We start from the raw sequence: 19,405 nt of genomic DNA on the forward strand, positions 1-19,405 counted from the left end.
TAAAAAATGAGGAAAACAATTTAAAACCTATTGTTTAAGTATTAACGAGTTTATATAATTTGACTTAAATTTTAATACGCGAAGTTCAATCTCAGCATCCTTGACATATTGTTTCTTTCAACAAATCAATACAGCTTCTCAGGTAACCTACTTGATGTTGTTACAAACCCATTAATCTATCTAAAAAGATGGCATTACCGTACCCAGACTTACCAGACAAGAGCTTACCAATAAAGGGAATACATTATATACTGATAGTGAAAAAGATACATTAATCTATATTACAGTAAAGATATCAGTAGGTTCAAGATCCCTGTCGTGGGTTTCCGAAGTGGTAAGTGAGAAATAAAATGCAAGCCCGAATACAACTACTCCCACTATGGCACTACTTTCCACAACTGGAAAATTCCTAAACTAAATACTAACCGTTAATTAAGGTTAGTAAACACACATTTTATGAAAAAAATTAGACTGTTACTATTACCAGTCTCTATACTTACATATGCTCAAAAAAGCGATAGCATAGAGATAAAAAGCTTGCCAAGTTCACAAGTTTACACCTTAAAAGATGGTTCCGTCAGAACCTACACAAAGCCCCGCCTTTTTGACTTTATTACCAAATTGCCTAAAAATTTCATTGATATCAACAAGGATTTTGTTGCGAAGAATCATGCGTATTATTTAGGTGGCGCAGTTGCCAGTACATTAATACTGCTACCTTTCGACCAGAAATTAATTGATAATTCCAGAGATCTGGCTGATCAATGGGGAATGAACGTGGATAATAATTACAGCACAGCGGCAGGTTTTATTAAAATACCCAAGGATATTGGTTCAGGGCTGTATCTGATTGGAAATGGATCAACGATTGTTCTTTTGGGAATTGGTTTCGGAGCGTATGGGTTTATAAAAAATGACTACAGAGCTCAGGCCACTGCAAGTGGACTGATAGAAAGCTTAATACTTTCGGGAGTTTTTTCTCAAACTATCAAAAGAATCATGGGAAGAGAAAGTCCATTTATTGCTATAGACAACAATCATCCTGGAGGTCATTGGACGCCATTTCCAAGTTTTTCAGCATTTGCGAAAGATACCCCCCATTATGATGCTATGCCATCTGGACATTTAACTACTTTCATGGCTGGTTTGACGGTGATTGCAGATAATTATCCTGATGCGAAATGGATAAAGCCGGTAGGTTATACATTGGCTGGTGCTTTATGCTTTCAGATGATGCAGAGCCGTGTTCACTGGGCATCAGATTACCCTCTAGCTTTGCTTATGGGATATTTTATTGGGAAAACGATTTCTAAAAGTAGATATTCACAGTCAGAGGCCAGTACTAAAGGTCGAGATTATAAGATGAGTTTTATGGCATCCCGTGATCTTGGATATAATATGTTAGGATTAAAAATTTCTTTTTAGTCTATGAAAAAACATATTTTGCATGTATTTATTTACATGTGTCCCTTTTTTATAGAGGCTCAAAATTCATTACCTGTTGTTGATGTAAAACAGGACGACAGAAGGTTTAGTTACAAACAATTAATTTTACCGGCAGGTCTTATCACTGCTGGAGCGGTTTTAAAGATACCTTCGGTAGAAGATGACCTTCAAAAAAGTGTAAGAGGGGCTACCGGGGGAAAATTTAAAACCAAATAGATGATTATACACAATATGTCCCTGTGGTAGCAATATTTTCAGGAGATCTATTAGGGTTTAAAGCCAGGCATAATTACAAACAAAGAGCTTTTAATAGTATCATTTCATCCCTAATTACCGGAAGTGTTATCTATGTAGGCAAATCAGGTTTTAAAAGTCTAAGGCCTGATCATTCTACTAGTAATTCTTTTCCTTCAGGCCATTCAGCTTTAGCATTCAATCTGGCAACCTTACAGTTCTTAGAATATAAAGATTCCAATATTTGGTATGCTTCTTCGGGCTATATATTTGCTGCTGCTACAGCATGTTTGAGGGTTACTAACAATAGACATTGGGTTGGTGATGTATTAACTGGAGCTGGTTTGGGGATAGGAATTGCAGTTGTAGTAAACCATTGGGGTCCACTTTCAAAATTTACACATGGAGATATCTTTAATAAACGAATTTCTTTAATTGGATACCCTGTTATAGATAAAAATGCTTATGGTGCAGGAGTTGTAATTAGTATAAAATAAAAAATGGGATTTAAAGAACCTGTAATTAATTATGTAATAATCTTTCCTTTAAATATTTCATCCTAATAAAATCTGGTATGGGATATTAATTATAACGGAATTTGATTTAGGAAATTATTTATATAAACAAAATATGCCTGATATTTAATCAATTTAATAGTTTTTTTCTAAAAATATTTTTATTTTAGCATTCAATGAAATACTTTAAATACTTATTTCAATTTTTATTTACTATTGGGATTTTTTTCTCATCTGTAATGCTATTTCCCCAAAACATTAAACATAAAGAGTATGATTCAATTCTTCTAAATAAACCCAGAGAAATGGGTAATAACAATATTCCCGTAGAAAAAATCATTCTTTGGAATAAGAAAATGCTTGAAAAAGTAAAAAAAGAGGATTATAAAAAAGGAATTATTTGGGTTTATACTAGTTTAGCTGATGAATATTTAGACGTCGGTAAGTCTGACGAGGCTGTAAAGTATCTTAATACTGCAAAAAAGCTTTCTGATAAGTATTCCACAGATAATTTTACTGTAGGGAGTATATATCAAGTATATTCTAGAATATATTATGAGTTAAATCTAAATGATATAGCTCTTAAGCATAATTCTAAAGCCATTTACTATGGAAAAAACATCGAAAACAGCTATGAAAAAAAGAAATTTTTGCAATACGCTTATGCAATAAGAGGAACCCTTTATTATAATGTTGAAAATAAGGACTCTGCAATAATCTATATAAAAAAAGCAAATCAAATAGATGAAAGTCCAGGTATTCTTTCTACGATAGCCAATCATTATCTCGATTATTCTCCAAACCAAGACTCTGCAAGAAAGTACCTCAATAAAGCAGTGCAAGTGATTAAAAAAAATGGCAAAAAAATTGATTCTCATCAAATTTCTGTTACCAATTATTATTATGGAATCTACTTTATGAGAGAAAAAGATTACGCTAATGCAGTACTATATTTAGAAAAATCACTTTTATACAATAAAACAGAAAATAACAAGGATCTGCTTCAAGATATTTATAAAAATTTGGCTTTATGCTATAAAGGTTTAGGTGATAAAAATAAAGAAAATGAAAGTCTGGAAAATCTAATAAGAATAACAGATACAATTAGTGGATTGAATACAAAAACAGCAGAAATATCCATAAAAAATATCGAAGAGGAAAAAATTGAAGAAAAGAAAACACTAAAAAAAACAATACTAATATATACTAGTATTGTGAGTTCTTTGAGTTTAGTATTGTTCATTTATTTGTATTATCAGAACAAGAGAAAAAAGAAACTGATATTAGAAAGCAAAGAAATAATTTCCCAAAAAGAAAGCGAAACTCTGAAACTGAAAAGTAGAATTGTAGATGCACACGAAGAAATAATGCAGTTGGCAAAGACTAATGATATTGGATTTTTAGCAAAATTTCAGGAAGTTTACCCTGATATTTCCCAAAAACTTTTGGAAATCAATCCGACTTTAACTAAAGACAATCTTATATTCTGTGCTTTAATTTGGTTAGGATTTTCCTCAAAAGACATTGCCGAATTTACTTTTATGCAACACAGATCCGTACAAATAAAGAAAGGCAGATTGAGAAAAAAACTCAATCTTGGATCAGATGTAGATCTTTATCAATATATTAAGTCTTTGGTGAACAATTAGTTTACTTACATCTATTTTTTAATTAGATTGTGTGATTCTGTTTTAATTTATTTCAAATCTAATTAATGTTACAGCTAACATGCTTATAATTGTCTTGTATTTATGCGGTATTTGTTTCTTATCCTTTTAAGTGATCCTGATTATAAATTTACGTCTATAAAAGTAAAACCAGTGATGCACTATTATATTAAGTTAAAGACACAGTGTGGAAAGCTTAAAAACCAAAGGAAAAGGACTATCTATAAAAAATAGAAGAAGAAAAAACTGAAGAAAGGGGAGTACTGAATAGGGATGTGCAGCATGGGTTCTAAGTTCAGTATCGCTCATTTATTCGTATCATCAGAATAAGAAAAAAAAAGAAGCTAATATGGAAGCTAAGAAATAATTTCCCGGAAATAAGACGAAATAAAGATATTGGACAGACGAATTGCAGTAATGCGTGAAGATCTTAATTCAATGGGTTGTTCGAAAAATTTCATGAATTTCACCGTAATGTTTTCTTATACTTTGTGCTCTAATTTGGTTAGGGTTTTCTTCCAAAGGCATTGCTGAGTTTACTTTTATGCAACATAGATTCGTCCAAATCAAAAAAGTAGATTGAGAAAAAACTCAATCTTAGATCAGATATGAATCTTTATCATTTCTAAAATCTCTTGTGGAAAACTGATATTCTTCAATTTTTTTTTTGAAATCCTGATTTTTCTTTCATTTAAAATTCTGGTAATGAGTGTTTTGTTTGGGTGATGTATTTATGCTGTATCTGTTTTTTGCTCTTGTAAGTTGTTTCAGATATACATTTGTGTCTAGAAAAACAAAACACAAAAAAGATGTACTACTTGGACACAAATTTTCTTGTAAAAAATAGGAAGGTGATTTTTCGCCTGCATTTACTCATTTTATTTTTGATGCCTGTTTTCCTTTTAGCACAATTAGCACAAAAGCAAAATAATGGTATATATCTATCCAATGATATGGTTTCGTGTGACCAAAATTCTGGAGCTGTAGAAAACCAAAAATCCCCAATTTGCATTTCTGCAGCTTCTGTCTATACTAAAGGAAACATCAGCAAGGCTGAATTCATTGCACAATCAAAAACTCAGGATAAAAATAGTTCTTCTAAACGCCAAGAGTCGATAGCAAAAATAGTTCAAAGAAAAATACTAAAAGAACAAGAACATATGGCCAGACTTAGTACAGAAATAAAAATAAATCCTGCTCCTGAAAATAAGAACTTTATCAATTTTATCAGATCAACAGGGAATAGTGCTATGGCTACTGCAAGTTATTTTCTGAAGTTTTTAGAACTGAAGACATTTTAACTTTACTAAATCCAAATTAAAAATGAAAAACGTATTTATCATTTTCCTCGTCCTCTTGTTTTCCTGTAAAACAAATACCAACAAATCAGAGTCAATTACCTTCAAGGTTGCAAAAAACTATTTTGTAAAAAATGCCCAAGCGATAAACACACCTGCCGAAAAAGTCATTACATCCAAAAAAGAGTTTGATGAAATTTTTGGGACAGCAGCCCATATGGGAGAAAACGGAATGCCAACAGCAATTGATTTTTCTAAAGAGCAGGTAATCGCCATTATGCTTCCTGTAACCAATACTTCTACAGAAATTTTTCCAGTAAAGATAGTAAGGGCCAATCCTGATGATGCTGAATTCTATTATAAAATTAAATCCGGAGAGAAATTAAGCTATGATATTAAACCCAGATTATTACTAATTATTAGTAAAGAATACAAAATAATACATTTCAATAAGGAAGATTGATCTGATATCAATACGAATTGAAATAAATTAAATGATTTCTTATGGAATTTGATAAATTATTGGATAGTTTTGAAAAGTTATGTCTCAGAATTTTAACGGATTTACTGCTTCTTCCCGGAACAGTTTTTACGCTGTTCAGGAACCCTAAACTGTGTTACGACCTGGCAGAAAAAGAGGTGCATGAAGACTCGGAGTTACAAGATGATGATATATTATCTCCTGTCCGGTTCAGTATCTATACTTCAGTGGCTACAAGTTTAATTATTTACGAAAATAACCAAATTGATTTTCCGATTGCGAAATTGCTTGGATCTTTAAACTTTACAGAAAAGGCTATTATTATATTTTTTTTTAACAATATGACTGCTATTATGATGAGCCTGATCATAACGTTGCTTAATAAAGAAAGAATATCCGGATTGGGCTTCAGGAAATATTTATTTGCTTTTTTATACACTTCTATTTATATGTTATTTCCAATTATTCTATTGTTTTTTGGAATGGCCGCCGCCGGTGGAAGCCTGAATTTAAAAACAACTGTTTTTGATGGCAGCAATTCCTCTACCATAAAAATTTTATCAATTTTTATAGTTTCATTCATTTTATTTATCATGGGTTTTTACAAACTAATAAGAGCCAATTACCATATTATAAAAGAGTCACTTTTTTCCCGGAAATACCTGATTGCTATAAATATATTGGCAATAACACTGGAAATAGGGTGCATTTTGTTCCTTCAATAACACAATTTTAAAAATATCGAATCAATGAAAAAAGAAACTATTCTTCCAATTGTCTTATTTCTAACAGGATTTAGCAATGCTTTTTTTTCGCAAGTAGGCATTAACAATACTACTCCCGATGCAACCCTTGATATAACGGCCAAGAATGTTACAGGTACAGCGTCAGCAGTAGATGGACTTCTTATTCCCAGAGTAGACAGGGAAAGAGCTCAGAGTATGACCGGAGTCCCGGTTTCAACACTGATTTATGTAAATAATATTGCTACTGGCACTCTGGCAGGAACGGCTTTGAATATTGATGCTGTCGGTTATTATTATTACAACGGCACTGTATGGACAAAGTTGAATATTCCCGTTAATATCTATAATGCTGATGGTACTTTGTTGACAAACAGAACTGTAACCATGGGAACAAATACATTGCAGTTTAGAAATGGTTCAAATTCCATTATATTCAGCAACGTTGGCACGCAAAGTTTTCTAACTGCATCGGGTGCGTCAAGAGGTGCAATCCGGGCTCAGGGCGGTTCTGCCATATTAGACATGTTTGTGGATAATGCCAATTCCGCACAATTGGCTGCGTCCGGTAATGCAGCCAGTTTGAATTTAATTACTCAATCTGCGAGTCCCATCATTTTCAGCACCAATAATGTACAGCAGGCTACTGTTAGCTCATCTGGTAATTTAGGGATTAACACAACCAATCCTACCCATAAACTTCATGTAGTACCTTCAGCTAGTACCGACCCCGTAAAAATTGAAGGATTAAGGACCGCTTCAGGAACTGACAACAATATAGTGGTAGATTTATCTACAGGAGTATTAAAATATTCACCAACCGTTGCTCAACCACTTTTCCACGCCAAACTGGCAGCCAATCAAACCAGTCTTACAGGAACCAATACGATATTGCTTGGAACTCCGGATGCTACATCTTCCCTATATAGTTATAATACATCTACCGGGGTGATGACATTCAACAGTGCCGGAAATTATTTGGTGCAGATGCAGATGAGTTTCAGAAATGTATCGGCAAATGAGCAGGTTATTATTGGGATACGGGATGCGGGTGGAGATTTTATAGGAAGGGGATCTACCCGAATTGCGACAACTATTCCAGTTACAGCAACAGTTGGGCAAATCCATAATTACACCACCGTTATCAGTGCTACAGCTGGTCAGCAGATTACTTTTGCAGCAAACGGTGCTAACACCTATGCGCTTCTGAGAGATGAAGTGGGTACTATTGGAACAGGAAATGTAAGCAATATAACGGTTATCAAATTATAAATATTTAATAACCTTGTTTTGTATGCAACGAATGATAAGTCAAAAGGCTTTTGTAGTGTTTATTAGAGAAAAATTAACCTTTTATAATGGGTATCATCAGTGATGTAAAACATGATGGTGCCCTTTCTATTAATGCTTATGAATTTCAATTTTAAAGAAATACACATTGGAGAGATAATCCGGTTGCGGATTGAGGAACTGAATATTGAAGAAGAAAGGATTCTCAGTTTTCTTAAGTGCGATCAGGGGTTTCTTATGAATGTGCTGTCTTCAGAAGATATATCTACAGCTACATTGTTAAGATTATCCAAACTACTCGAATATGATTTCTTCAGATTGTACTCTCACCATTTGATCCTGTTTTCCCCTCCGGCCTCAGCTGAAAAGGATAGATCCAATAGCGAAAAAATTGGACTTCCTCAGTTCCGGAAAAATATTTATACAAAAGATATAATCGATTTTATTCTGGAATTAGTAGAAAACGGGGAGAAAACTAAATTACAAATTATACAACAATACAAAATCCCTAAAACTACTTTATATAAATGGATAGTAAAATACAAAAAGTAGGTACAAAACCGGATTATCACAAAATTTATTCAGATATCATTCGATTAAGACATCCGGAAAAAAGGAAGTATTGTGAAGACATTCTCTCTAAAGGACATCTTTCTGACTTAGACGTTATCAAGCTGAATGATATTGTTTTTTCTCAGCAAAAGAAAGAAAGCCAGATCTTTAACCAGATGCATCGTGCTTACAATGAGCAGGCAATTTTACAGATATTAAATTATCAGAAGAAGAACAAGTTAAACAATAGCCAATTGGCAGTTTATTTTAAACTCAGTAGAAATACAGTGGCAAAATGGAAAAAAATATATAAAATTATTTAAGAAATAATAAGATGGAAGAAGGAAATTAAATAATGAAGTCATGTAAACCTTTCCATAAAAAAAGCTTGCTTTGGCGGAGATCGTTAACTGTATCTTATACAAACTTAAAACAGGAGTTCAATGGGAGTATTTCCCTGTAAAAAGTCTTTTTGAGGATAAAGTTTTGAGCTATCAAAGTGTTTTTTATCATTATCGTAAATAGTTCATATACTATAGAAAGGACAAATGCCTGGCTGGATAGCTTTAGCTCATTGCTTAATCGTTTTGACACAACAGTATCGAGTTGGAAGTCTTTCAATTACATCGCTTTTATGGTAATCGCTCTGCTGGAAGCAGGAAGTAGGAGGTTTGAAGTTACTATTGGAATCATCGTTTCTTAAAATTGAATTAATTAGTCTTAAAAAAATTAATAAAAACTGGAGTTTCGTTATTTTTTATGACCTCAATAGCTTCTCTCTTCCAGCTTCAGGCCTCTTTACCTTATTAAAAACAGAAATGTCTTATCCCGACGTTTGATGATAAAGTGAAGGTGATATAAAATAAAAACAGGCAGAACGGCAATTTTTGAGTTGCTGTACGGCCTGTTTTTTTTAACAAGATTATTTTTCTGATAATTTTAGGGGTTTGTTTTACATCACCTGTGCATTTTTTAAATTTTACCTTAGTCGTTTTACAGAAACCTGTGTAACAGGACCTTGGCCTGTAGACCCTAAACTATGAGATCTCCATATTGTATTTTGAGTATTTGCACCTTTGAATGAATAGGTAGTTGAAGCAAACATCGGAATCGAAGTAATTAAGGTATAAGTCTGTAGTTGTTTTGCTGCTGCTGAATAATAGTCATTAACTCTGGCTACCCAGCTGTTGGTGCCATTATCCCATATCCCAATTACTGGGGACGTTCCTGAAGTGTCGCTATCTACCCATAACTGTACATTCATGGTAACCAGATAGATTCCGTCTGCAGATACTTTAAATGAATTGGTAGTAGCTGAACCCGTATATAGGTTTTCGTTGTCTATAATTTCATTGGTTAAATTTCCTATAGGGTAAGATGGTCCAGTACCAGGTATTGTAAAGTCAGATGTCATTTGTACTGATATTTCCTGGGCTACTATAAACTGGCCGTTCACAGCTATTACAGTTCCTGTGGCATTCGGAACACCGGCTAGAGTCTGCCATGAAGGAGCTGCTCCGGGGCCATTGGATTTAAGAACCTGTCCTGCTGTTCCTGCCGATCCCGCAGTAGCGGCATCACCTCCCACATTGATTTCATTGGTAACCTGTAAGCCACCATTAACATGCAGAGCTCTTTGTGGTGTACTAGTTGCTACGCCTACATTTCCTCCCACCGGGTTTAATACTAAAGGAAGACCTGTGGCAGACGTTTTATTCTGGCTGGAGATATAGGATCCAAAAGGAGCATTGATATAGGTTCCTAAGTCTAGGGCGTGGCTGGTATCTCCATCAATTCTCAATGTGGCATTGGTATTGGCTGTACCTAATGCTGAAGGCTGGGCATTGATACCTGTCACTACCAGCTTGTTGGTGGGTGCTGTCGTTCCTATTCCTACATTTCCCCCAGAAGCAACGGTCATTCTCTGTGTGTTACTGGTCAGAATATTTACAGGAACCGCTGTGTTAGAACCAATGTCAAGACCTGTGCTATTGCCTAATGTCGTTATCACTCCTTTTCCGTTATCATTCGCATACATGCTTAAAAAGCTACTACCTCCGGCTGCCACAACCGATCCTCTTGAAGAGCCGGTCGCAGTTACAATTCCCTCAGTACCGGTTGTTCCAACAGATACATTATTGGATCCGTTTGTAAAAGAAAGCAAATTCCCCGCAGTTGTAACCACCCTGTTGCCTGCAAGAGTACCGTTTGCATTATAAATATTAACCGGAGCAGCTCCGGCTGCACCACCTTCCGTAGATCTCCATAATGAATTGCTGAAAATAAATTCCAGTGCTTTGCCATTAGGTACAGTAACCCCATTCAGTGTAGCATCAAATCCGCCCGTGGTATTGTTATAGACAATAAGACGTTGGCCAGGATTAGGAGCAGCAGGAGCCGAAATAGCTACTGCACCAGTAGCAGCTCCTGTAAGCTGTACCAAACTCACGTTAGCCGGAATAGCAACGGCATTACCCGCAACGGCTACAGCGGTTTCACGGTTGGTAATCGCCCCGTTTACATCCAATGCTGTACCGGGAGTGGTGTTAACGCCTACATTTCCACCCACCGGGTTTAATACTAAAGGAAGGCTTATGGCTGAAGCTTTGTTCTGACTGGAGATATAGGATCCAAAAGGAGCATTGGTATAGGTTCCTAGGTCTAGGGCGTGGCTGGTATTTCCATCAATTCTCAATGTGGCATTGGTATTGGCTGTACCTAATGCTGAAGGCTGGGCATTTGTGCCGGCTACCACTAATTTATTAGTTGGTGTTGTGGTGCCGACTCCTACACGATCATTGGCAGCATCCACTGATAAGGTATTTCCATCTACAGAAAAAGCATTGGTTTGTGTGCCTGTAAATGCAAGGGTGTTAGCTCCCTGTATTACCGTTCTGTTACTTGCAAGAGTACCGTCTGCTGTATAGATATTAACCGGAGTAGTTCCGGCTGCGCCTCCATCAGTAGACCTCCAGGATGAATTGCTGAAAACAAATTCGAGTACTTTACCATTAGGTATAGTAATCCCATTCAGTGTTGCTCCAAATCCTCCCGTGGTATTGTTATAGACAATAAGACGTTGGCCAGGGTTAGGAGCAGCAGGAGCCGAAATAGCTACTGCACCAGTAGCAGCTCCTGTAAGCTGTACCAAACTCACGTTAGCCGGAATAGTAACGGCATTACCCGCAACAGCTACAGCGGTTTCACGGTTGGTAATCGCTCCGTTCACATCCAATGTAGTACCGGGAGTGGTAAGACCCAGCCCCAGATTACCATTAGAAGTCATCACCAGATCATCTTTGGCCTGAGAAGCAGTAGGCACCCCGGTTGTCGGATTATTTTTTAACCCGTCAATGTTAAATACTCCCTGAGGATTACTTGTATTAATCCCCACTTGTGATTTGACCACTAGGGAAAAAGTGGTCAGCAAGCCTGCTAGTAATAATTCTTTTTTCATAAAGTATAATTAATTAATATCTTTCTTTTATTAATTGTGTCGGTATTGAAAATAATAGTATGTTTTAATTATTGTTTGAGGGTAGAACGACATCTCTGGACTTGAATAATTAAATTTGTTTTGCGGGTTATTACTTAAGTAAGAACAAAAGAAAAACTATGCTAGGTGTATTGTTACTTTTATATTTCCTCAAGCTTTAAATTATATTCCTTGAACAAAACTAAAACTTATTACAGATTAGTGTATGTATTGCACATACATCATAGATACATCACGTGTGCATTTTATATCTTATTTTATCATTGATGTGTGAAATAGTTAATGAATTACGCATTTTTTTCTGTTTTGTATTCACAATTTTGGAGTATTGTATTTTGGAATTCTTTAATCATCTTCAAAGGCTTTTTATTCTTTTTATATGACAATGTAATAGTGTTATATAGAAGTGTAGTAAAATGATTCAACAAAAGGAAAAGGATCAATAATAATTTTAATAAGCGATTTTCTTATAAGTGAAGTCTTTAACAAAACCGCTATTAATGTGCATTAATGCATATATGATGTACTTGTGCTGTATGTAATTGTTGTTTATGTTCATGTTTTCTTCTTAAGATTGCAAAAAAATATGGTAACTGAGAATGTTATACTCAAGACATCTATTATATAAATAACACAGATATTATGAAAAAAGCAATTTTTCTACTTTTCATTATTTTTATTCATTCTTGTCAGATTAATAAAAATAATTCTACTTCAGTACTTCCTTATAAAGCTGTACATAATTATTTTGTAAAAAACAATTGCGAAATTCCGGACTTCGTAGAAAAAGTAATAACTACCAAGGATGAATTTAACAAGTTTTTTGATGAAGCAGCTTTTATGGGCAATAGCGGAAATCCAACACCTATAGATTTTTCAAAGGAAAATGTGATAGTCCTTTTACATCCGGAAACAGACAGGGCGGTTGAAATAATTCCGATAAAACTGGAAAAAACCCAAATGGGCGAAGTTATTTACCATTATCAGATGAAAACTGGAGAGAAAAGGTCTTTTACTGTCATCCCAAAACTAATTATCATTGTTAATAAAAATATAGAAAAGGTAACATTCAAAACTGAATAATTATATTTTATTGAAGAATAAATTATCATGTATAGGGTATTTTGTTCTGTTCTGTAACAGTCATATATTTTGTCTAATTAGAATATACTGATATGACATATTTATTGTGATTATTTTATTTTTATAAATATTCTATTATTATTAAATAATCTATTGTTGTAATGTGCTTTTTAAAAAAAATAAATAAAACACTTTGCTTCTCTTTCATAATTTGTTGTTCAAAATTATTTTCACAACAATCTGCAGAAAGAAATATTGATTCTCTATTGATAAAAACAAACGAAGTACTTCGGACAAGGATATCAGATGATGATCTTATCCGTTGGAATAAAGGAATCATAAAAGCAGCGACTCAAATTGGCTACCGGGAAGGAGAAGCAATGGGATATGTCAATATTGCCAACCGGTTTCTATTTAAGGGAGATTTAAAGAAAGGTTTAGAATATTTAAACAAAGCTGAAGATATATCGAAGAAATGCAGGGATAATTTTCTTTTTGGTAAAATAAATCAGGAGTACTGCCAGATCTATAATAAAATAAATGTGAACAGGTTGGCTTTGGATTACAATTCGAAAGCTATGAATTATGGTTTGAAGTTGAGAAAAGATAACCGTGACTGCCGCCTATTTTTACGTTACGTTTATTCAATCAGATCCATGTGTATGTACAAGATTAAACGACCTGACTCTGCAATTATTTACCTTCATAAATGCACAAAAATTGATCCGAATCCTCTTGATGTAGCTCATATTGGAAGACACTATACTGAATATGAAGTAAAGCCTGATTCCGCTGAATATTACTTTCGGTGGGCTTTTGAACTTTTAGAAACTAAGAGCTTCAAGCATAACAAATTCCAGAGAGCTGTTGTTTTACAGGATTATGGATATTTTCTGCAAAGTCAGAAAAAAAATAATCAGGCCATTATTGCATTTAAAATGTCAACTGAGCTTGCAAAGCAGGTCAACAGACCAATGCTTATTCTTTATAATTACAATGAATTATCCAAACTTTATAAAAAAGAGCACAATCCCAATGAAGAAAATGAATATCTGAACAAAGCAAACTCATTAAAAGATAGCCTGGATCAAAACCAAAATCAAGCTGTAAGTCTTTCTATTAATAAACTGATCGAAGAAAAAGAAAAGGGATGGGCTGAACTTAAAACTGAAAGTACTACGGCTTTATGGTACGGAAGTGTTTTAATGCTGTTGAGTATTTTATTCATCCTTTATTTTTATGTACGCATCAGAAAAAAGAGAACCAAACTGAAAGAAAGTGAAAAAATCATTCTTGAAATAGAAAAAGAAACAAAAAATTTAAAAAGGAAGTTGAGTGAAAATCACGAAAATATTATTCAGCTTGCCAGACATAACAGCATAGGATTCCTTCCTAAATTTCAGGAAGCATATCCGGAACTATGTTCAGAGTTGCTGAAAATTAATCCTAATCTTTCCAAATCCGATCTGTCCTTTTGCGCCATGATATGGCTCGGCTTTTCTTCTAAGGAAGTTGCTCAGTGTATCTCTATGGAACACAGATCTGCACAGACAAAAAAGTATAGGATACGAAAAAAACTGAATCTGGAACCCGAGACAGATCTATATTGTTTTTTCAGATCTATTTCAGAGCAATAGATAGGTCGATTGCGAATTGCTAATAAAAGGGCTAGTCCATTCTTCATCTTTTCTTTAAATACGATTACTAACATTGGAAATCATGATGATGATATTTTTTTATAATCAAAAAATTCTTTTTGATTGTGGAAGATAAATTGTATCATTTCAAAGACCCGTTTTTTTTCATTTATCAACAAAAATGCTGTGATCAGTATTAGCCAATACACTCATCTATTTTAGTGACATGATATAGTTTAAGAAGAAACTGATTTTTTAGATAATGCAAAGATTTTGATTTAAAACACTTAAGTGTTTTTGCTTTAAAGGGAGTCTGTAAATATCTAGTTTTCATTTTGTATATAATGGTAAAATATTTAAATATCCTGAAATATAGACATAATGCATAAGTGATGTATTAATAATGCATCTGTGTTGTAGGGGTAATTTGTAAGCTTTTCCTGTGAGTAATCTACTTTTGCGTCAAATTATTTTAACGAAATTTTCCAAAAAAGAGAAAGATTTTTATTATTAACCTAAATTCTAAATGATGAAAAAAAAATTATTACTGACAGGCTTGTTTATCACTTTTTCCCTAGTGGTCAAATCACAAGTGGGCATTAATACAGCTAATCCTCAGGGGATATTTAGTGTTGACGGGTTAAAAAACAATCCGTCAACAGGAACTCCCACAATAACTCAGGCTAAAGACGACTTAGTGATGACTTCCAACGGTAATCTAGGGCTGGGTCTTACCGCTCCCGGTACCACATTGGATGTGAATGGGGCAATTACTAACCGTGAAACTGCATTAATTGTTGCGGGTAATGCGGTTACTATTCCTAGTAATGTGAGTTTGATACGGCTTACCGGTGCTGCAACAGCAGCAGTAGCTATTACGGCCCCTGCTGCCCCTAATGCGGGTCAGCGTCTTATTGTCTATAACAATACCACGGGTGGATTCGGTGCTACCCTGGACGGGATTACTGTTCCTAATGGTAAGGCGCTGGAATTTGTTTTCAGTAATTCATACTGGAGGTCTACTGATGGGGGGGGCGCGAGCGGAGCCTCACCGATTAATATTTATAATGCAGACGGTACCCTTACGGGAAACAGAGCAGTAACGCAGGGAGCTAATACCCTGGCATTTACAGGCACACAAACCAATGCATTTTCTGTAGACGGAAATACCTTTTCAGTGGATGCAGCCAATGATCGTGTCGGAATTGGGACCACCACTCCTTCAAGCAAATTACACGTAGAAGGCAGCCAGTTGCTTAATGCCGCCGTTACTACAGCTCAGACTAAAAATGCATTGGATATTAATATTGGGGAGGATGGTTATAGCTATGGTAACCGTGCAGAAAATTTCGGTATCAATATGAAGTCTTCTTCTTCTTCTTCTACAGGACCCATTTCACGTATTAACTTTGGTGATGTTTCTACAAGTAGTACAACAGGCAACCGTTATCTGTCTTTTAGTGTTGGTAGGACCCCTAACGAGTTGATGTATCTTACAGATGCTAATTCCGGAAGAGTGGGAATAGGAACGGTATCACCTACTAATAAACTCGTGGTGAAAGGTGCTAATGCACAACCTTCAGCGTTAGGTATAGAAGATACCAATGCCACATTGAGAGTTGATGGGAGTACCAGTCATGCCCTTGATTTTGGAACCTATACCAATGCTCCTTTTGGATCCTATATTTCAAGCCAGAATAAAACGTCTGCAACAGGTCTTCCTTTAGTATTAAACCCGGTAGGGGGGAATGTAGGTATTGCGACAGCTTCTCCGGGAACAACACTTGACGTGAACGGAGCGATTACCAACCGTGAAACAGTACTATCTGTATCAGGTAATGCAGTGGCTATTCCCCCTAATGTAAGCCAAGTGCGGATTACCGGTGCTGCTACAGCAAATGTATCTATTTCAGCACCTGTGGCTCCTAATGCAGGGCAGCGTCTTATTGTTTATAATAATACTACAGGTGGTTTTGGAACCACACTGGATGGGGTAACTGTTCCCAACGGTAACGTACTGGAATATGTTTTCAGTAATTCGTACTGGAGATCTACCGACGGAGGTACCGCTGGCGCAGTCCCACAAAATATTGGCGATGTTAAACCCAGTTTTTCAAATTCTGATCATAACGGTTGGGTAAAATTAGATGGAAGACCGCTAGGCAATCTGACCATTACCCAAAGAGGGGCGGCAAATTCTATAGGCTTTTCATCCTACCTTCCTAACGCCTCCAACTCTTACCTTGTACAAAATAATACTGCCCTAGGAAGTATAAGCAGTAACAACAATCGTACAATATCAAGGGGTCAATTGCCTGATTTTCAGCTTTCGGGTGCAACCAGCTCTGTAGCTCCGAGTATAAGGTATGATATTATTTATAATAATGGTAAACCATCAGACAACGTACAATCACGTACATTTTTAGCAGGAAAAATAGGTACTGGTTGGAGAGAGGAAAACAACCGTAATACTAATGTACTGGCTCAAGATCAGCACAACCATACATTTACCACTAATAGTGTAAACGGCGGTGTAGCACAGCAGTCCATCAATATACAACCTCAAAGTTTAAGTGTAAATATGTTCGTTTATTTGGGAAAATAAATTATTGTACATCATCAAAAAAATTATAGAAATATCAAAAGGCTTACAGAAACCGGGATAGAAATATTCCGGGCTGTAATTTCCAGAATTTATTAATTAATTTTATTTACTTCTTGCTCTATGGATGACAACCTTGCTCCTTAGTTATCTTTTTTCAACAATATGACAGCAATGATCATGAGTCCAATCATTAGCATTGCTTACTGCCAAATCATAAAAAAATTACCTAAACTACTCAAAATATTTTGGTTGTTGTATCTAATTTAACAACGACACTACAAATTAGAATTATTATGTTCTTTAAATAATCAGAAAAATAAAAAAAAAATAGTTTTAATATGAAACCAATGATAAGTACATTTTTTCTTTCAGTATTTATGACTTTAACTGGATTTATCAGTGCTTTAGCACAAAAAATTTCGGACGGACAAACCGTTGATATCAATGGAATAAACGTCTCTATAGCACTTATAAATAAAGAAACGGTTGAAATTAAAGGAAAAAACTATGAACGGTATAAAGTAACTGCAACTGCCAAGAATAATTCCGGCAAGTCATTTTACATCAGAGAAAGCAATTATCCGGAATATTTTAATAAAATACACGGCATTGAATTTAATTGCATTAATGCAACTGGATTAAGATTAACAGGAAAACAACTAGTACTTCGTCCCAAAACACATACTGTAAAAGCTACCATACAAACCTATGATCAATCTGGGAAATCGATAAGTAAATCCTATAATATCACGGCTGGTTATTATTTTGATCCGGAGGATACTTTACAAGGAAGTGATATATTCATCGTTCCGGCAGGAGAGAAACCAGATTTTTCTGTGACAAGCTCGCTATGATACTCGCTTTTTTATCTAAATTCAAGCTAATTCTGCCAAATTTTTTGTTGCGAAATGTTCTCTGGTTATAATTGAATTTAAGCATCGTTTTATTTTTATAGCCCAAATATTAATTAACCCAATTAGCACATTCATAACATGAAATTTTTGTATCTGTGTATATTTCTATATCCCTTTGCAATCAATTCCCAAACCGAAAAACCAATGAAAGAAAAATTTGAAAGAGATTCTTCTTATATTAAAAGTTTTTACGAAAAAGTAGTATTAAAAATAAATGCAGATGATAAAATCAACGAATTTCATGTAAAGAAGAATAATATATTGCTAAACTTTGCACCTAACATCGCGTACAAGTACAATGTATCGGCTGAATGTGATTTTTTTTCCCTCTCGATTGGTTTACCGAAAAGATGGACAGGTAATCAAACCGACAATGAAAAAAAGGGGAATACGGTAGGATTTGATGTCTCCTTTACCTTTTTTAAAAACCACTGGATGCAATCTGTATATTATGATCAAACGAAAGGATTCTACATAAAAAATACTCAGGATTTCTTACCTGTCTGGACAGATGATTTACCTTATGTACAGTTACCTGATTTTAAAGTCATGAAAGTTGGTGGAAGTACTTCCTATGTTGCGAATGCGGAAAAATTATCTTTCAGAGCGGTAAACAATCAGACAGAAATGCAGAAAAAGAATGCAGGGTCATTTATTTTTACGGCAAATTATAGTTATACCCAACTTGATAATAAGCAGGACGAGCAGAAAAGCAATCAAAGGAGGTACAATATAATTCCCGAAATATCTTACCAATATAATTGGGTTTTATTAAACAAAAATTTGTTACTGTCTGGTAAAGCCGGCAGTGGATATGGTTTGAGCTATGTTCAAGATAATTCCGACCAAAATAAAGCTTACGCAACAAGGATTTTAAATTTAAACCTAAATCTAAACCTCAATTATCAGTGGAAGAATTTCTTTATGGGCATTCAGCATCAAATTAATTTTCAGAATTATAAAGAAGATGAGTTTAAAGTGAACTATACGCTGCAGTATTCCAATTTATATTTAGGATATCGATTTTATGCACCAAAAATCTTACAGAAAAGCTCTTATTGGGTGAAAAATAAAATAAATTTTTTATGAAAAAGTCAATAATTAAGGTATAAAATCAGATCGTAACTTATTTAACAAAACTAACTAAGTATTTGTATAATTAAAAAAATAGGTAAGCTGTATGTAAATGCTATAATCTTCAATTAAGATAGGATTTCGATGGATTTTTACGAATCAACTTATTAGTAAGCTTTCTTCTGATATAATGAAAAAATTAAATTGACGGCTAATTATAATGCAATATCTCAAATTACAGAAAGTAGTTTTTATTGATGTATTTCCTTGATATTGAACTGTAGAATAATCAAATAATTGATAATACAAATCTTCCTTATGTATTATTTCTCTTGATCAATATCATGCCCATGTGTTACAACAATTGGAA

The 19,405-nt window shown here is 34.6% G+C and carries 15 protein-coding genes; 14 read left to right on the forward strand and 1 reads right to left on the reverse strand.

The features are described 5' to 3' along the window. Positions 1–456: 456 nt before the first annotated feature. The 9 genes from BUC06_RS15085 (at position 457) to BUC06_RS15130 (ending at position 8,549) form a co-directional block, all read left to right on the forward strand. Positions 457–1,425: a phosphatase PAP2 family protein gene (locus BUC06_RS15085; protein WP_073334848.1), complete on the forward strand. Its 969-nt coding sequence runs from the start codon at positions 457–459 to the stop codon at positions 1,423–1,425. A 3-nt stretch (positions 1,426–1,428) separates the two neighbouring features. Beyond that, complete coding sequence (locus tag BUC06_RS15090; RefSeq protein ID WP_139263369.1) at positions 1,429–1,662, forward strand: hypothetical protein; 234 nt, start codon at positions 1,429–1,431, stop codon at positions 1,660–1,662. A gap of 23 nt (positions 1,663–1,685) precedes the next feature. After that, complete coding sequence (locus BUC06_RS15095; RefSeq protein WP_073334850.1) at positions 1,686–2,177, forward strand: phosphatase PAP2 family protein; 492 nt, start codon at positions 1,686–1,688, stop codon at positions 2,175–2,177. A 194-nt stretch (positions 2,178–2,371) separates the two neighbouring features. Then, positions 2,372–3,844 (forward strand): tetratricopeptide repeat protein, encoded by a 1,473-nt coding sequence (locus BUC06_RS15100; RefSeq protein WP_139263370.1) that lies wholly within the window; start codon positions 2,372–2,374, stop codon positions 3,842–3,844. Positions 3,845–4,680: 836 nt separating this feature from the next. Continuing rightward, entirely contained in the window at positions 4,681–5,163 is a 483-nt protein-coding gene (locus tag BUC06_RS15105) for a hypothetical protein (RefSeq protein ID WP_139263371.1), read from the forward strand. A 22-nt stretch (positions 5,164–5,185) separates the two neighbouring features. Beyond that, a complete protein-coding gene (locus BUC06_RS15110) occupies positions 5,186–5,623 on the forward strand; it encodes a hypothetical protein (RefSeq protein WP_083564091.1) in 438 nt (145 codons plus the stop codon). 41 nt (positions 5,624–5,664) lie between these two features. Beyond that, positions 5,665–6,366: a hypothetical protein gene (locus tag BUC06_RS15115; RefSeq protein ID WP_073334853.1), complete on the forward strand. Its 702-nt coding sequence runs from the start codon at positions 5,665–5,667 to the stop codon at positions 6,364–6,366. A 24-nt stretch (positions 6,367–6,390) separates the two neighbouring features. Beyond that, positions 6,391–7,656, forward strand: coding sequence for a hypothetical protein (locus tag BUC06_RS15120; RefSeq protein ID WP_073334854.1), 1,266 nt, complete (start codon positions 6,391–6,393; stop codon positions 7,654–7,656). A 545-nt stretch (positions 7,657–8,201) separates the two neighbouring features. Further along, positions 8,202–8,549: a transposase gene (locus BUC06_RS15130; protein WP_073334855.1), complete on the forward strand. Its 348-nt coding sequence runs from the start codon at positions 8,202–8,204 to the stop codon at positions 8,547–8,549. A 656-nt stretch (positions 8,550–9,205) separates the two neighbouring features. On the opposite strand, the gene BUC06_RS15145 is transcribed toward BUC06_RS15130, so the two are convergent. Then, positions 9,206–11,683 (reverse strand): beta strand repeat-containing protein, encoded by a 2,478-nt coding sequence (locus BUC06_RS15145; RefSeq protein WP_073334857.1) that lies wholly within the window; start codon positions 11,681–11,683, stop codon positions 9,206–9,208. 681 nt (positions 11,684–12,364) lie between these two features. Here BUC06_RS15145 and BUC06_RS15150 point away from each other — a divergent pair. The 5 genes from BUC06_RS15150 to BUC06_RS15170 all read left to right on the forward strand — a co-directional run bounded on the left by BUC06_RS15150 (position 12,365) and on the right by BUC06_RS15170 (position 19,050). After that, entirely contained in the window at positions 12,365–12,805 is a 441-nt protein-coding gene (locus BUC06_RS15150; protein ID WP_073334858.1) for a hypothetical protein, read from the forward strand. A gap of 266 nt (positions 12,806–13,071) precedes the next feature. Then, positions 13,072–14,442: a tetratricopeptide repeat protein gene (locus tag BUC06_RS15155; protein ID WP_073334859.1), complete on the forward strand. Its 1,371-nt coding sequence runs from the start codon at positions 13,072–13,074 to the stop codon at positions 14,440–14,442. A 529-nt stretch (positions 14,443–14,971) separates the two neighbouring features. Further along, the gene (locus BUC06_RS15160; protein WP_139263372.1) at positions 14,972–17,047 is read left to right on the forward strand and encodes a hypothetical protein; all 2,076 of its coding nucleotides are present in this window, start codon (positions 14,972–14,974) and stop codon (positions 17,045–17,047) included. Positions 17,048–17,385: 338 nt separating this feature from the next. After that, the gene (locus BUC06_RS15165; protein ID WP_073334861.1) at positions 17,386–17,901 is read left to right on the forward strand and encodes a hypothetical protein; all 516 of its coding nucleotides are present in this window, start codon (positions 17,386–17,388) and stop codon (positions 17,899–17,901) included. 204 nt (positions 17,902–18,105) lie between these two features. Beyond that, complete coding sequence (locus BUC06_RS15170; protein WP_073334862.1) at positions 18,106–19,050, forward strand: DUF4421 family protein; 945 nt, start codon at positions 18,106–18,108, stop codon at positions 19,048–19,050. Positions 19,051–19,405: the final 355 nt, after the last annotated feature.

Source organism: Chryseobacterium carnipullorum, assembly GCF_900142785.1.
Classification (GTDB): domain Bacteria; phylum Bacteroidota; class Bacteroidia; order Flavobacteriales; family Weeksellaceae; genus Chryseobacterium; species Chryseobacterium carnipullorum.

What these genes read in the sequence shown, in the direction of transcription:
- BUC06_RS15115 (WP_073334853.1), top strand. Translation starts at nt 5,665, where the DNA reads ATGGAATTTGATAAATTATTGGATAGTTTTGAAAAGTTATGTCTCAGA.
- BUC06_RS15170 (WP_073334862.1), top strand. Translation starts at nt 18,106, where the DNA reads ATGAAAGAAAAATTTGAAAGAGATTCTTCTTATATTAAAAGTTTTTAC.
- BUC06_RS15160 (WP_139263372.1), top strand. Translation starts at nt 14,972, where the DNA reads ATGAAAAAAAAATTATTACTGACAGGCTTGTTTATCACTTTTTCCCTA.
- BUC06_RS15130 (WP_073334855.1), top strand. Translation starts at nt 8,202, where the DNA reads ATGGATAGTAAAATACAAAAAGTAGGTACAAAACCGGATTATCACAAA.
- BUC06_RS15165 (WP_073334861.1), top strand. Translation starts at nt 17,386, where the DNA reads ATGAAACCAATGATAAGTACATTTTTTCTTTCAGTATTTATGACTTTA.
- BUC06_RS15150 (WP_073334858.1), top strand. Translation starts at nt 12,365, where the DNA reads ATGAAAAAAGCAATTTTTCTACTTTTCATTATTTTTATTCATTCTTGT.
- BUC06_RS15145 (WP_073334857.1), bottom strand. Translation starts at nt 11,683, where the DNA reads ATGAAAAAAGAATTATTACTAGCAGGCTTGCTGACCACTTTTTCCCTA.
- BUC06_RS15090 (WP_139263369.1), top strand. Translation starts at nt 1,429, where the DNA reads ATGAAAAAACATATTTTGCATGTATTTATTTACATGTGTCCCTTTTTT.
- BUC06_RS15085 (WP_073334848.1), top strand. Translation starts at nt 457, where the DNA reads ATGAAAAAAATTAGACTGTTACTATTACCAGTCTCTATACTTACATAT.
- BUC06_RS15110 (WP_083564091.1), top strand. Translation starts at nt 5,186, where the DNA reads ATGAAAAACGTATTTATCATTTTCCTCGTCCTCTTGTTTTCCTGTAAA.
- BUC06_RS15100 (WP_139263370.1), top strand. Translation starts at nt 2,372, where the DNA reads ATGAAATACTTTAAATACTTATTTCAATTTTTATTTACTATTGGGATT.
- BUC06_RS15120 (WP_073334854.1), top strand. Translation starts at nt 6,391, where the DNA reads ATGAAAAAAGAAACTATTCTTCCAATTGTCTTATTTCTAACAGGATTT.